Origin of the sequence: Tissierella sp. P1, from assembly GCF_002266425.1 — a bacterium.
Lineage (GTDB): Bacteria > Bacillota > Clostridia > Tissierellales > Tissierellaceae > Tissierella > Tissierella carlieri.
In genome coordinates, this window is the sequence record NZ_NPMN01000014.1 from 19,486 (window position 1) to 34,958 (window position 15,473).

A 15,473-nucleotide genomic window follows, 5' to 3' on the forward strand; every position below is an offset into this window, starting at 1 on the left:
TTTTGTATTTATATAAATAGTTATATATAATATATCTATTTAAAAATTTGGTGATTATTAATGATATAGAAAAATAAATTATATTGGACATTTAATTGGACATAAAAAAACTCCCAAAAGGGAGTTTCTATATATGAATGGGTTTATCTATGGCACCGTGGGCAGCTTCCATCATAATCTCTGAAAGAGTGGGGTGAGGGTGTATTGCCTTTGCAATATCATAGACTGTTCCTTCTATTTGCATAGCTACAACTGCTTCTGAAATCATATCTGTAGCATGGGATGCCATTATATGAGTTCCAAGAATTTCACCATATTTTTTATCGGCTATTATTTTTACGAAACCTAAAGTTTCTCCTTCAGATAGAGCTTTTCCGTTAGCAGCTAATGGGAATTTGCTGACTATAACATCATAACCCTGAGCTTTAGCTTCTTCTTCTGTAAGACCTACACTGGCTAATTCAGGGAAGGTGTAGATACAAGCAGGAACTATATTATAGTTTATTGTATTTTTTTTACCCATAATATTTTCTGCTGCTACAACTCCTTCAGCAGAAGCAACATGGGCTAAAGCAAACTTACCATTTAAATCACCAATAGCATATACTCCATCTACGCTGGTTTCCAGCTTTTCATTTGTTTCTACAAAACCTTTGGAATCCAGTTTTAAATTAAGTTTTTCTATTCCATTTAGCTGAGGTTTCAATCCTAAGGATACAAGATATTTATCTCCTTTGACTATTTTATCTTGACCTTTATGCTCAAATAAAACTCCATTTTCAGAGATAGACTTTAACTTTGTGTCAGTTAATATATTGATGCCTTCTCTTTTAAGATGCTTTTCTAAGGTTAGAGCCATTTCGGATTCTACAGAAGTTAGTATACGGCTAGACCTTTGAATTAGAGTTACCTTAGAACCTAGGGAGTTAAAGAGTGTGGCAAATTCAACAGCTATAACTCCGCCGCCAACGACTACCAACTCAGTTGGAATCTCTGAAAGACTTAATGCTCCTTTACTATTTATAACTTTTCCAGACCTAACCATATCTTCTAATCCTTCTATTGAAGGGAAATTTTCTTTAGCTCCAGTAGCTATAATAAGATTTTTCCCCCAGAGAATTTCATCATTTATTCTAATTTCATTTCTGTTTAGCACAGTACCCATACCCTCGTAAAGGTCAATTTTATTCTTCTTAAAAAGAGTATATATTCCCGATACCAATTGATTTACAACTTTATCTTTTCTTTTTAGAAGTGAATGCCAATCTACTTTTATATTATCAGTATCAATTCCAACGATACCAAATTCCTCTCCTCTTAGTATATCCTTATAAAGCTTAGCTGTTTTCAACATTGTCTTAGTAGGTATACAACCCCAATTTAGACAAACGCCTCCTAATTTTTCTTTTTCAACTAAAGCTACCTTAGCCCCTAGTTGGGCTGCCTTTATGGCAGCCACATAACCCCCAGGGCCTCCACCCAAAACAACAAGATCATATTTATTCATATAATCACCTTTTACCTTTCTATGACTTCATCAGTAATATTTCAGGGTCAGATAATAGTTCTTTCAATAGATTTAGGAAACGTGCTCCGCTGGCACCGTCAATTATTCTATGATCATAGGATAAGGATAAAGGTAGCATATGAGCAATTACTATTTCATCATCCTTCACAATAGGCTTTTTAACAATTTTACCGATACCAAGTATTGCTGATTCTGGATAATTGATAATAGGAATACCAAATAATCCGCCAATAGAACCGTAATTAGTCACAGTAAAACTACTGCCCTTTAATTCATGGACTTCCATCTTGTTTTCTTTAGCCCTACTACTTAAGTCCTCGATTTCCTTAGCAATTTCTACTATGCTTTTTTTATCGGCGTCGCGAAGTACTGGAACCATAAGACCTCTATCGGTATCAGTAGCTATACCAATATGATAGAAATGTTTTAGAATAAGTTCTCCTCTTTCCTCGTCAAAGGAAGAATTAAATTCAGGATACTGCTTTAAAACTGTAATAACTGCTTTAATAATAAATGGTAAATAGGTTAAATTAATATCTTCAGACTTAAATTTATCTTTATACTTAGATCTAAATTCAACTAGTTTGGAAACATCTATTTCATCCATTGCAGTTGTATGAGGTATTGTAAATCTAGATTTTACCATTTGCTCTGCAATAGTCTTTCTAATCCTTGTAAGCGGAATTCTTTCGATATTTTCTCTATTATCATATACAATCTCCTGTATATTAGGTTTTTCTTGTGCAGGATTAGATATAGATTCTCTAGCCTTTCTAATATCATCCTTCATCACTCGACCATTTGGACCTGTGCCTTCTACTGTTGTAATATCAACACCTAAATCCTTAGCCATTGCACGTGCCACAGGAGTAGCTAATACCTTTTTCTTTTGAAGGGATTCTTTAGAAGTGGATATTGTTCCCTCAGTACTTGCTGGAATTAATTCAGAGGAAGCTATTACTTCACCTACGACACCAGCAGTTTCTTCTTCTACGATCTCTGGCTTTTCAACTACATCTATAGAATTACCTTCAGTATCTATTACAATAAAAACTTGTTCTACTTCAATGGTATCTCCTTCTTGAAACTTCAATTCTAAGACTTTGCCTGATCTTGGAGAAGGTATTTCTGTAGTAACCTTATCTGTTTCAACCTCGGCAACTGATTGACCTTCCTCTATATTATCTCCTTCATGGACTAACCATTTCATAAGAGTACCTTCTCTTATACCTTCACCTATATCCGGGAATTCAAATTCAAATCTCATAATATACCTCCTCCACTAAAACTTAACTACGTCTTCAATAGTTTTTGCAATTCTTTCAGGGGTTGGAATATAGTGTTTTTCTCCCCTTGGTAATGGAAATATAGTGTCAAATCCAGTTACACGAGTAGGTGGGGCTTCCAAATATAAAAAGGCCTTTTCATTGATAATAGATACAATCTCTGCCCCTGCTCCAAAGGACTTAGGTGCCTCGTGAACTACTATAGCCCTTCCAGTTTTCTTAACAGATTCAATAAAACTGTCTCTATCCATCGGAGAAATAGTTCTTAAATCTATGATTTCAGGGTTGATTCCCTTTGATTTAACCATTTCACTGGCTTTCTGTACATCTCTTACCATAGCGCCCCAAGTTATAATGGTGACATCTTCACCTTCCTCTACAACCTTTGCTTTTCCAATAGGAAGTACATAAGCTTCCTCTGGGATTTCCTGTTTAAATGCTCTGTATATTCTCTTTGGCTCTAAGAACAAAACAGGGTCAGGGTCTCTGATTGCTGCTATAAGAAGCCCCTTTGCATCATAAGGAGTGGAAGGAATAACTACTTTAAGTCCAGGTATATGGGCATAAAGGGCTTCCGTACTTTCAGAGTGATGTTCCAATGCCCTAATTCCTCCGCCATAAGGAGCACGAATTACCATAGGAAGAGTATATCTGCCTCTGCTGCGGTTACGCATTCTAGCAACATGGGAGATTATCTGGTTAAAAGCAGGGTAAGAAAATCCCATAAATTGAAGTTCCACAACAGGTTTTAGACCATTGATTGCCATACCTATGGCAGTTCCTACAATTGCAGATTCAGCAAGGGGAGCATCAAATGCTCTTTGGACTCCAAACTTCTCCTGTAGTCCAACAGTAGCTCTAAAAACTCCACCTTCAACACCTACGTCTTCACCGTAAACAACTACGGATGGATCATTTTCCATTTCATTCATCAATGCTTGATTTACTGCCTGAACTATATTTAATGTGTTAGCCATAATTATTTACCTCCTTCTAAAAAAGCTTTATAATCTTCTAATTGTTCCTCTAACTGCGGAGGCATAGTCTCATAGTGATATTTAAATATATCTTCAATTAAAGTATCAGATTTATTTTCAATTTCTTCGAAGGTAGACATGACATCAATTTCTAATTCTTTTTTAGTTTTTTCTTCCCATTCTTCCGTTAATATATTTTTATTCAATAAATATTTTTTAAATCTTAATATTGGGTCTTTTTTCCACCATTCTTGTACTTCTTCATCTTTTCTATATAAGGTAGGATCATCAGAAGTAGTGTGAGCACCTAGACGATAGGTAAAGGCTTCTATTAGAGTAGGACCTTCACCGTTTCTTGCCCTGTCAATAGCTTCTTTTGTAGCAGAATACATAGCAAATATATCGTTGCCATCTACAACAATTCCTGGCATACCATAAGCAATAGCCTTTTGAGCTAAGGTTTTACTCATGGTTTGTTGTTTCCTAGAAACTGAAATAGCATATTGATTGTTTTGAATTATAAATACTACAGGAGCCTTAAATACAGCAGCAAAGTTTAGAGCCTCGTGGAAATCTCCATGGGAAGTACCACCATCTCCAACATAAGTGACTACTACATTTTTTTCTCCTTTAATATTGTTAGCCATTCCAATACCTGCTGCATGTTGGTACTGAGAAGCAATAGGCACAGATACAGGAAGCACCTTTACATCTTCAGGCATATAACTTCCCCATTCATTACCGTACCAATATAGATAAATATTCTTGAGAGGAACCCCTCTTATTAACCAAGCACCTAATTCTCTAAATGCAGGAACTAACCAATCTTCTTTTTCCATAGCATAGGCACTACCTACTTGAGCAGCCTCCTGACCTATATTAGGGGCATAGGTTAGCATCCTACCTTGTCTTTGATAGGATAATGCTTTTTCATCTATAATACGTGAATATAACATAGTCTTATAAAGATATAATAGTTCATCATTTGAGAGGGATGGAAGGTCTTCTTCTTTGAGAACCTCGCCGTCAACATTTAAAATACTATAATGCTTTTCTTCTAAAGGATTGTAATCTTCAAATCGCATAATTTTACCTCCTTATTTATAATAAATATATTGTACAAGCTAATTGATAATCATTATCATTTACATTATATATATTACCCAAATTTGATAGTTTAAACATAATAATACCCCGTATGGGTTGTATTATTTTAAGATGAACTTAGATGTAGAAAAATTCTTGAACAAAATTAAGTTTAAAGAAAAGATAGAAGAATAGAGCTAAAATAGTGTAAAGTAAATTAGGATTTAATTAATTTTCTATTACGATAATAATATACTATAGAGGTAATAAAAGCAGATAAAATTTTTATGAGAATATCTGTTGATGTATCTACAAGTCCTCCTTTAACCATATGTGCTTTAAATAGAAAATCTCCTACAAATTCAAACATTTCCCATAGAATGCCTAAGGTGATTGAAAAGCAAAATGCAAATATTATAGTAAAAATAGTAAATCGGTTTTCACTAGTTTCCTTTTCTTTTTTAACAACACCTTTAATTAAATATAATGCAACAATAACTGCATAGCTGCCAAATAAAGCATGAAGAAATAAATCCCACCAAAAAAATTTTCTATAAAATTTTAGAATTTCTCCGAAGTATTGTGCAAATAAAATAAATGATAATGATATTAATTGAAAGTTGGGAGGTAATGCCAGATTCTTAATGTTAGCAATATATGTGATTATAAAAGGAAGTATAATACATACAATAGCAATGAGTGATATAGTAAGGTCTTTCCATTGTTTTGATACGATGTTAAAGATAGCGGTGGTTATTAATATTATTTCAAATAATGCAGCTATTCCAATGGATAGCTTGCTGTTTTTGTTATTCATAAAGGTTTCTTCCTTTCTATCTATTTTATGAGAGTATAGTAGTATAAAGAATTGGTTGTTAATTAGTTAATTATATCCTTTCCTTATTATGAAAAAATATAAATTAAAAACTCATTTTATTAATTAATAAGATAGATTTTTAAAGTTTTTTGATTTTGAGGTAGAATTTTAATCTACTTAGTATAGTAAAAAGATTATTTGAGAGTGGCATATTGTAACCTCGTTGTAAACATATAAATTATAATCCTTGCTATAATAAAAGCATCAAAATAAGTAAGGAGAAGATCATATGAAAAAAATATTATTATATGGAGTAGCTTTATCCTTATCTATATCTCTAATAGGGTGTACAGCTCTAAAAAATGAAGATAGCTCAACGGGAAAATTACAGAATCAAATAGAGGAACAAACCCCTGAAGATAAATTAGATAAAGAGGAAATAACAATAGATAAACAAGATAAGGAAGAAGTTACTAGAGTAGTTGAAGAATTTGGAGGTAAACTTCAATCTGTATCGCTTTTATCACCTAAGGAAGAATTAGAAAAGAGTATGAAGGAGAATTATGGAGGACTTGTATCGGAAGACCTTATGAATAAATGGTTAAATAATCCAGAGGATGCTCCGGGAAGATTTGTTTCAAGTCCGTGGCCAGATCGCATTGAAACTGAGAATGTAGAAAAGATATCAGATACAGAATATGAAGTTGAGGGAAATATCATAGAGATTACAAGTAGCGAAAATGATGAGCCGGTTAGTCGAACAATTACTCTTACTGTGAGAAAAATAGATATAGTATGGTTAATTGATGACGTTGTATTAGGTGAATATAATAAGTAGAATGCATCCCAGCAATAGTATTATTATAAATAAAAATTATTCAATTGATTATGAAAAGTAGGGTATATTAATCTATATACTATATCGGAGGGATGGAATCATGGCAGATTCAAAAAGCAACCTAAATAAGGTAACCCTTTGGACTAGGCAAGATATAAAGAGTCTTGACGAGATAAAGGAAAAAGGAAGATATAGAGTCAAAAGAAAATATATAGAACAACAATTTGAAGATATAGCAGAGTACTATATAAAGCTCTACCAGTGGTTTGTAGATAAGGCAGGTAAAATGGTTCCCAAGCCAGATGGTGTAGAATTTCCAGTCTGGTGTTCAATTAGTGAAGAAAATATGTTAAAGCCCATAGAAGGTACAGTAGTATATGTATTAGAGGTAGACGAAGCAGAAGTTATATACTTTGATGGAAGAAAGTGGGATTATGTATTGAACCATTTATATATTCCTAAAGACGAAGAAGATGAAAAGTCCTATATGAAAGATATGGAGAGAAAAGGGTTCAAGGATTCATTTTCTTTTATAGAAGGGAAATATGCAAATTTTCATCCTTTGGAAAAGAAGAAAGTAATGGAAAGTTGGATGAGAGTTTTTGAAATTGAAGATTGGAATATATTCGATGTTCAGGCCAATATATGGGAAGTAAGGGAAGACATGATTAAGGATATACTATATTGGAATGGAGAGATTTAGCTTATATGATTAATAAATTATAGGGAACGCCTTGGCGTTTCATATAATTTATTAATATGCAGTCCATCCTCCGTCAACTGCTATACATTGTCCGTTTACATAGCTTGCATCGTCACTTGCCAAGAATACTGCAACTGTTGCGATTTCACTGCCTTTACCCGTTCTTGGATTGCCAGCTGCACCTGATGTTGCCATATTCATTCCTTCCATATTTATGTTTTTCATAAATTCTCCTGTGCCTATTTCCGTTTCAATTCCGCCAGGGCATATAGCATTGCATCTAATGTTTTTCTTAGAATACATAAAAGCAGTATTTTTTGTTAGACCTATTAAAGCATGTTTTGATGCAGTATATGCTGCCCCAGCTCTAGCACCAAATAAACCGCCTATAGAAGCAACATTTATAATATTTCCACCGCCATTAGCTAAGAAAATCTCTACAGCTTTTCTCATGGAGTAGAAAGGTGAATATACATTTAAGTTGAAAACTTTTTCAATCATTTCATCTTTTACTTCTCCAACAGGACTAAAATCGTCCATTATTCCTGCATTATTTACTAAAATATCTAGTCTTCCAGACTCTTTATAAGCTTTTTCAACCATGTTTTCTGTAGCTTCTTTACACATTAAATCAGCTGCAATAGGTATTATTTTGCCTTCTAAATCCTTGGAGCTATTTGCTAATTCTTCAAGTCTTTCTATTCTTCTAGCTACAGCATATACAGTAGCACCTTCTTTAGCAAAATAATAAGCTATATCCTTACCCATCCCTGCACTAGCACCCGTTACAATAGCTACTTTATCTTTTAATTTCATAAAATACCTCCTATTTATGATAGATTTTAAATAAATAACTAGTTCATATGTTAATAATATAACAAATGGTAACTTGTTTCAATTGACAAAGATGTGGCATTGACTAAAATTTAATTAACATTTTTGTCATCTAAAATTCAAAAGAATAACTAATCTTAGCGTTTTTAATCTTTTTATCAAGTATTCTCCTTATATTATGTGCTTCTTTATATAAGGATATATCCTTAAAATTGATAAAAAAATGCCACTTATTAACGGTTTTCATACTATATCGGAAAATGCAGTTATCTATAAATTTATTAACTACATCACATAGTAACGTTTCTTCTATATTATCGCAGCTTAATCTAAAATAAAGAGAAGCACCGAAGTCTAAGGATAGATTTACTAAGAGGTCAATGCTATTCCAATTAAATATAAAATTAGTTTCTTCTAAATGAAAATTACAATGATCAAAAAGATTGATTAGGATGTGGTTAGAAGAACTAGGGACCAGATTTTTATCTTTTGTGCATAGATATTTGATCTTCATATAATTTTCAACAAAAAATGAAATATCTGAATCCAGATTATGGTCATATAAGGCTATAAAATACTTATTTATATAATCATTAAGAACTTTTTCTAAATCATTAAATTCTAAGTTTTCATAGTCAGAACCCATTTCTATATATGAAAAGGATTTATTTCTATGTTCTATTGGCATACATCCATACCATTTCTTAAAATGCCTGTAATAATATTTTACATCGGAAAAGCCACATTGCTCTGATATACTAGTGATGTTTATATTGTTGAGTAGGAGATATTCTGATTTTAGTACTCTTTGACAACTAATACATTCTTGAAAACTATAAGAACTGAGATTTTTCCAAAAATGGGAGAAGTAGTTTTTGGTGATGAATTCCTTAGCTACTATATCATCTAAAGTAATTTTTTCTGCATAATGTTCATCTATAAATTTAATGATTCTGTGATATCTATCTAACTGTATTTGGCTAACAAATTTATTAGATTTCCTTTGAAATTGGAGCCAATTAAATTCATATACCATGGAATATATTAATTGATGCTCATACTTTTCTGTTAGTTTTTTTGATAACATATTTTCATTTGTAGCATCAGATAATATACTAATTAGCAGGTTCCTAAATCTTTTTTTATATTCTATTCTTATATCACAGTCTAAACTATAATCGCTTTTTTCTCTCTGATTTTCAGAATATATATTACTTCTAAAAGTCATATATTTTATATACTCAAATTGATTTTTAAAATAGCCTAAATTAATATGGAAAATAGCAACTATTGCATTATTAGAGCTACTAATAGAATGAATATATTTATTATTTATAAACCAGAAATCACCTTCCTGAACAATATTACGTTCAAAGCTGGAGGTAATCTCAACAGAACCTTTAATAGGAAGAATTATCTCTGTAACATTTTCATGCCAGTGAATAGAATATCTATTAATTGATTGAACTTTAACGTCAAAGGGGATATCTTTTTTGAACTCGACTTTTTCGTTGTACATAGCATCACCTTCCTATTTGTATTAATTAAATTATATCAGAAGCTTTATGGTTGACAATATTTTTAGATATAATGAACTTTTAAGTGAGTAGTGTTAGCTAAATATAAAAAAATAAATAATATATATTTAATCAATAACAATACTAAATTAGTTCCAAAATATGGAGGATAGGCTAACCTTAATAAGGACATATAGAAATACCTCAAGGGGAGCTAATTGGCTTTAATTCTTTATCATTCTTATAAAATATAAATCTTAAATCTATAAATAGGTTGACATTAGCAATTTATCTATATATTTAAAAATTTTTCTTATTTGACTAGAAGAATGATATAATTATGTAGAAGGAATATTCAGACATTATTATATAAAGGATGCAAAGAATCTATAATAAATATAAAAAAAGGTAGTGATAGCATGGATTTGGAGATGTTCAAAAACATGAAGGATTTGTGGGCTAAATTTATAGAAACAGGAGAAATTGAGGATGGGTTAGATAAAATAATTGCTGAATCATGGAAACGATGTACAAGATTAGGAGTAGATCCAAAAGCAGGTTTTGGTAAGACAATTGATAGTGAGAAACTTGAAGTTGTATTAAAAAGAAATGAGGAGCTATTAAGGGTTGCTAAACCTATTATGCAGAACCTTAATGAGTTAGTTTTAGGATCTAATTTTATTCTAGTTCTTACAGACAAAGAAGGGGTAATAATAGAAACCATAGGAGAAGAACCTGTAAGAAAAGAAGCAGATACTTTAAATTTTTGTATAGGTGCTTTATGGTCTGAAAAAGAAGTAGGAACTAATGCTATAGGAACAAGTATTATAGTAGATAAACCTATTCATACTACAGGATCTCAACATTATTGTGAGTACCATCATAGCTGGACTTGTTCAGCAGCACCAATTCATGATAATAAGGGAAATATAATAGGTGTTTTAGATATGTCAGGCAGCTTTGATAAATTACATAAACATACTTTGGGAATAGTGGTTGCAGCAGCATACTCTATTGAAAATGAAATACGTTTATTGAGAACTCATGAGTTAGTTGATACAACAGTTGAATCAATATCAGATGGAATGATAATAGCTGATAAGGATTTTAAAATAAATAAGATAAATTATATAGCATCTAAGATTTTAGGGATTGAAGAGGATAATAAACTGGATATAAGAGAAATTTTAAGAGAAACAGATTTTCAAGAGATATTAAGGCAAAAACATATGACGATGGACTATATGTATTGCAATTTTTTCATAAATGATAAAGTAATTCCTTGTAACGTGAAAATAACTCCAGTATTGACTAATAATGAGCTGATAGGTATAGCATTAGTATTTAAAGAAATAGAATACTTGCATAATACAGTTAACGTGGTAACTGGAAATAGAGCTATCTATAGATTTAGTGATATTTTAACTTCAAACGATAAAATGAAAAATGTTATAAATAATGCTAAACGTTTTGCAAAGACCAGTGGAAGCATATTAATTGAAGGAGATAGCGGAACTGGAAAAGAACTCTTTGCACATGCAATTCATAATTACAGTAAAAAAGCTGATGGACCATTTGTAGCAGTAAATTGTGCTTCACTTCCAAGAGAGCTAGTTGAGTCAGAGTTATTTGGATATGAAAAAGGTGCTTTTACAGGGGCATCCAAGAATGGAAAGTCGGGGAAATTTGAACTGGCTCAAGGAGGAACTATATTTTTAGATGAAATTGGAGAACTTCCTTTAGATATTCAGGCCAAGCTGTTAAGAGTATTAGATAATTATACAGTGACAAGGATTGGAGGTAAATATTCTAAAAAATTGGATATAAGGGTAATAGGTGCAACAAATAGAAACCTATTTGATGAAGTTAAAAAGAAGAATTTTCGTGAAGATTTATATTATAGACTAAATGTATTGAAAATAAATATACCTTCGTTAAAAGACAGGAAAGAAGACATAGATTTATATGCAAATTATTTTTTAAATAAATTAAACAAATCTAACCTAACAAATGTAATCTTATCATCTGAGTTTCTATTATATTTGAACCAACATTCATGGAAAGGCAACGTCAGGGAGTTGCAGAATGTTATAGAAAGAGCATATTATTTGAATCAAGATGAAGTAATAGGGATCGAATGTTTGCCTGAAGAAATAATAAATGAAATAGATGTAGTCGAGAAAAATACTAGTCTTAATTTGATGAGCATAAGAGAGACTGAAAAACATGTTATAATAAATGCATTGAAGAAAACTAAAGGACATGTAATAAATGCAGGCGATATATTAAATTTAAGTAAGTCTACTATATATAGGAAAATTAATGAGCATAAAATAGATGTAAATATATTCAAGTGAAAATTCCCAAAAATGAGAAAAGGAAAATTCCCAGTTTTGGGAATTTTTTCATTTTTATCAAGAGATAAATAGGCAAAAGTAGTAAAATTGGGACTTTAATTTTTAAAAAAATTTGGCATTCAATTTGCTTATATAAATAGATACAAAGTACTTAAGCAGAAAGGAGGGAGATTATTAGAAGATTTATAATAGAGTTTGGAATTGGAATGGATTTTCATGGTCAAGATGTAAACCGTGCGGCTGAAAAGGCTGTACAAGATGCAGTGTCCAAAAGCTGTTTATGTGGCTTAGAAGAGGTGCTGGGCATAAAAGATTTAAATCGAGAGGTATACGTAGAGATAACAATTGCAGTAACTAAGCCTGAAGAGATTGATGCAGATAGGATAAAGCAATGTATACCTATTGGGAAGAAAAACCTTAAAGCTGTATATGGAGGGCTCAAAGTTCCGGGCCTTTATATTCCTGAATTCGGTGATAAAGACAATAGCATAGAAGCAGCCTTGGCCTGCATAGAAGTAAGTGTAAAGTAAATATAGGAGGGATAAAATTGAATTTAACCAATAAGGATATGAAAAATATGTATGAAACAATGCTAAAAATTAGAGAATTTGAAACAAAGGCTTCAAATTTATTTGCAGAAGGAAGTATACCTGGTTTTGTACATTTATACTTAGGAGAGGAAGCTGTGGCTACGGGAGTATGCCAAAATCTTAATGAAGATGATTATATAACTAGTACTCATAGAGGTCATGGTCATATAGTTGCAAAAGGCGGAGATCTAAAATATATGATGGCAGAACTGTTTGGAAGAGAAACAGGATACTGTAAAGGTAAAGGAGGATCTATGCATATTGCTGATGCAACTAGAGGAATATTAGGGGCAAATGGTATTGTCGGAGCAGGTCATAATATAGCAGTAGGAGCAGGCTTAAGTGCCAAATATAGAGGGACTAGCCAAGTTTGTGTTTGCTTCTTTGGAGATGCTTCTACAAATCAAGGAACATTCCATGAATCATTAAATCTTGCATCCATATGGAAGCTTCCAGTAATATTTGTTTGCGAGAACAATCTATATGGAATATCAATGCATCAATCTAATCATCAGGCTATACAGGATGTTGCTGACAGAGCTGTAGCTTATAATATTCCTGGAGTAATTGTGGACGGTAATGATGTATTTGCAGTATATGAGGCTTCTAAGGAAGCTATAGAAAGAGCTAGAAAAGGTCAGGGACCTACACTTATTGAGTGTAAAACATATAGACATAGAGGACATTTTGAGGGTGATCCTGGTAGCTATAAACTGGCTGGAGAGCAAGAAGAGTGGCTAAAGAAAGATCCTATACCTAGAATGGAAACTTACTTACTAGAAAATAATATTTTTTCGGAAGAAGAAATAAATTCTATAAAACAAGATATAAAAAATCAAATTGAGGAAGCAGTAGAATTTGCAAAAGACAGTCCATTGCCTTCTTTAGAATTGGCTGTTGAAGATATTTATACAGATATAGTAGAGGAGGTAAGATAAATGAAAAAGATGACATATGGAGAAGCAATAAGAGAAGGAATGAGAATGAAGATGAAGGAAGATCCAAATGTGTTTATATTTGGAGAAGATGTTGGAGCCTTCGGAGGATGCTTTGGAGTTACAGCAGGTTTATATGATGAATTTGGAGCTGAAAGAGTGAAGGATACACCTATTTCTGAAGGTGTTATTATAGGATGTGCTGTAGGTGCTGCGGCAACGGGACTAAGACCAGTTGCTGAATTGATGTTTATTGATTTCTTGACTGTTGGAATGGATCAGTTAGTTAATCAAGCAGCTAAAATGAGATATATGTTTGGAGGAAAGATATCCTTACCAATGGTAGTAAGATTGCCTGCTGGAGCAGGAGTACAGGCAGCAGCACAGCATTCTCAATCTTTAGAAGCTTGGTTAACACATGTACCAGGATTAAAAGTTGTTTATCCATCAACTCCACAAGATGCCCTTGGATTGATGCTTAGCTCTATTGAAGATGATAATCCAGTTATGTTTATAGAGCATAAGGTTTTATATTCAATGGAAGGTGAAGTAAATGAAGATGTAAAACCTATACCATTAGGAGTAGCTGATATAAAGAGAGAAGGAAAAGATATTACAATAATAGCTACAGGAAAAATGGTACATGAATCTTTGAAGGCAGCAGAAGTTTTGGCAAAGGAAGGTATAGAGGCAGAGGTAATAGATCCAAGAACTTTATATCCATTGGACAAAAATACTATTTTTAAATCCGTGGAAAAAACAAATAGAGTTTTAATAGCAACAGAGGAAACTAAGCGTGGAAGCTATGCAGGTGAAATATCTGCAATGATTGCTGAAGAGTATTTTGATTATTTAGATGCTCCAGTAGTCAGAGTAGCAAGCTTAAACACACCTATTCCATTTTCCCCAGTTCTTGAATCATATGTAATACCGGATTATGAAGATATACTAAAAGGTGCCAGAGAAATTCTGTAAATTCTGTTATGGGGTGAAAGGATGAATAGCTTAGGGATTATTGCAAATCCTGCATCTGGAAAGGATATTAGAAGACTCGTATCACATGCTACAGTAGTAGATAATAATGAAAAGATAAATATTGTAAAAAGAATAATTCTAGGAGCTCAAGGATACGGAGTAGAAAAAATATTTATAATGCCAGATACTTTTTTAATAGGATATAAGGTTATAGAGGATTTAACTGTGTCAGGCGAGCTGAAAATTCCTGTTAGTATTCTGGATATGAAAGTAGAAGGAAATTTAAATGATACTACTAATGGGGCAAAAATTATGGAAGAAGAAGGTGTGAACTGTATAGTTGTACTAGGCGGTGATGGTACAAATAGAGCTGCGGCTAAGGCCATTGTAAAAACACCTTTGATAAGTGTTTCTACAGGAACCAATAATGTATATCCTGAGATGCTGGAAGGAACGGTGGTGGGTATGACTGCAGCAGCTATAACTGCTAAAAGCTGTGATTTAGGAGTGACCTGCAGGAAGGATAAAAGAATAGAAATATTCTTAGAGGATGAATTAATAGATATTGCCTTGGTGGACTGTGTAATATCCAAGCAGACATTTATTGGCTCTAAGGCTATTTGTGATATGGGGGATATAGTTGAGGTAATTGTTTCCAGAGCACATCCAGCATCCATAGGTTTTTCCACCTTAATTGGAGTGAATATGATAATAAAAGAAGATGATGATTTTGGAGCAGCTATGAAAATGAATACGGGGGAAGCTAAAAGTATAGCCCCCGTTGCTGCGGGTACATTAAAAGAAATATTTCATCATATGCCTAAGAAAATTGAACTAAATGAAGAGTATATATTTAATCCTGATTATAGAGGAAGTATAGCTTTGGATGGGGAACGGGAGATAATCTTTAAAGCCGGAGATAAGTTTAAATTTAAAATTACAAGGAATGGACCCTTTAGAGTAAATATAAAAAGAACATTAGAGGAAGCACAGAAAAATGGGTTTTTCAAATATTAATTTGACATAGAGG

General features: G+C 32.5%; 14 protein-coding genes. 7 read left to right on the forward strand and 7 right to left on the reverse strand.

The window, feature by feature from the left end:
* Positions 1–127: 127 nt before the first annotated feature.
* The 5 genes from lpdA to CIW83_RS11265 all read right to left on the reverse strand — a co-directional run bounded on the left by lpdA (position 128) and on the right by CIW83_RS11265 (position 5,694).
* Positions 128–1,507 carry a dihydrolipoyl dehydrogenase gene (lpdA, locus tag CIW83_RS11245; protein WP_094901208.1) on the reverse strand — a complete coding sequence of 460 codons (1,380 nt, stop codon included), beginning with the start codon at positions 1,505–1,507 and terminating at the stop codon, positions 128–130.
* A gap of 19 nt (positions 1,508–1,526) precedes the next feature.
* Positions 1,527–2,795 (reverse strand): dihydrolipoamide acetyltransferase family protein, encoded by a 1,269-nt coding sequence (locus tag CIW83_RS11250; RefSeq protein WP_094901210.1) that lies wholly within the window; start codon positions 2,793–2,795, stop codon positions 1,527–1,529.
* A gap of 15 nt (positions 2,796–2,810) precedes the next feature.
* Positions 2,811–3,791, reverse strand: coding sequence for an alpha-ketoacid dehydrogenase subunit beta (locus CIW83_RS11255; RefSeq protein ID WP_094901212.1), 981 nt, complete (start codon positions 3,789–3,791; stop codon positions 2,811–2,813).
* 2 nt (positions 3,792–3,793) lie between these two features.
* Positions 3,794–4,876 (reverse strand): pyruvate dehydrogenase (acetyl-transferring) E1 component subunit alpha, encoded by a 1,083-nt coding sequence (pdhA, locus tag CIW83_RS11260; RefSeq protein WP_201259820.1) that lies wholly within the window; start codon positions 4,874–4,876, stop codon positions 3,794–3,796.
* Between the two features lie 218 nt (positions 4,877–5,094).
* A complete protein-coding gene (locus CIW83_RS11265) occupies positions 5,095–5,694 on the reverse strand; it encodes a hypothetical protein (protein ID WP_094901216.1) in 600 nt (199 codons plus the stop codon).
* Between the two features lie 289 nt (positions 5,695–5,983).
* Between CIW83_RS11265 and CIW83_RS11270 the strand changes: the two genes are divergently transcribed.
* Complete coding sequence (locus tag CIW83_RS11270) at positions 5,984–6,532, forward strand: hypothetical protein (RefSeq protein ID WP_094901218.1); 549 nt, start codon at positions 5,984–5,986, stop codon at positions 6,530–6,532.
* 100 nt (positions 6,533–6,632) lie between these two features.
* Entirely contained in the window at positions 6,633–7,235 is a 603-nt protein-coding gene (locus CIW83_RS11275; RefSeq protein ID WP_094901219.1) for a DUF3841 domain-containing protein, read from the forward strand.
* Positions 7,236–7,286: 51 nt separating this feature from the next.
* Here CIW83_RS11275 and CIW83_RS11280 read toward each other — a convergent pair whose 3' ends face one another.
* Positions 7,287–8,051: a glucose 1-dehydrogenase gene (locus CIW83_RS11280; protein WP_094901221.1), complete on the reverse strand. Its 765-nt coding sequence runs from the start codon at positions 8,049–8,051 to the stop codon at positions 7,287–7,289.
* 130 nt (positions 8,052–8,181) lie between these two features.
* Positions 8,182–9,588: an AraC family transcriptional regulator gene (locus CIW83_RS11285; RefSeq protein ID WP_094901223.1), complete on the reverse strand. Its 1,407-nt coding sequence runs from the start codon at positions 9,586–9,588 to the stop codon at positions 8,182–8,184.
* A gap of 441 nt (positions 9,589–10,029) precedes the next feature.
* On the opposite strand from CIW83_RS11285, the gene CIW83_RS11290 reads away from it, so the two are divergent.
* The 5 genes from CIW83_RS11290 (at position 10,030) to CIW83_RS11310 (ending at position 15,460) form a co-directional block, all read left to right on the forward strand.
* Positions 10,030–11,943: a sigma-54-dependent Fis family transcriptional regulator gene (locus CIW83_RS11290; RefSeq protein ID WP_201259821.1), complete on the forward strand. Its 1,914-nt coding sequence runs from the start codon at positions 10,030–10,032 to the stop codon at positions 11,941–11,943.
* 188 nt (positions 11,944–12,131) lie between these two features.
* The gene (locus tag CIW83_RS11295; RefSeq protein WP_255374397.1) at positions 12,132–12,473 is read left to right on the forward strand and encodes a Lin0512 family protein; all 342 of its coding nucleotides are present in this window, start codon (positions 12,132–12,134) and stop codon (positions 12,471–12,473) included.
* 17 nt (positions 12,474–12,490) lie between these two features.
* Positions 12,491–13,471, forward strand: a complete 981-nt coding sequence (locus CIW83_RS11300) for a thiamine pyrophosphate-dependent dehydrogenase E1 component subunit alpha (protein ID WP_304440620.1) — start codon at positions 12,491–12,493, stop codon at positions 13,469–13,471.
* On the forward strand, positions 13,472–14,443 hold the full coding sequence (locus CIW83_RS11305; protein WP_094901227.1) for an alpha-ketoacid dehydrogenase subunit beta: 972 nt from the start codon (positions 13,472–13,474) through the stop codon (positions 14,441–14,443).
* 21 nt (positions 14,444–14,464) lie between these two features.
* Positions 14,465–15,460, forward strand: coding sequence for an ATP-NAD kinase family protein (locus CIW83_RS11310; protein ID WP_094901229.1), 996 nt, complete (start codon positions 14,465–14,467; stop codon positions 15,458–15,460).
* Positions 15,461–15,473 lie beyond the last annotated feature (13 nt).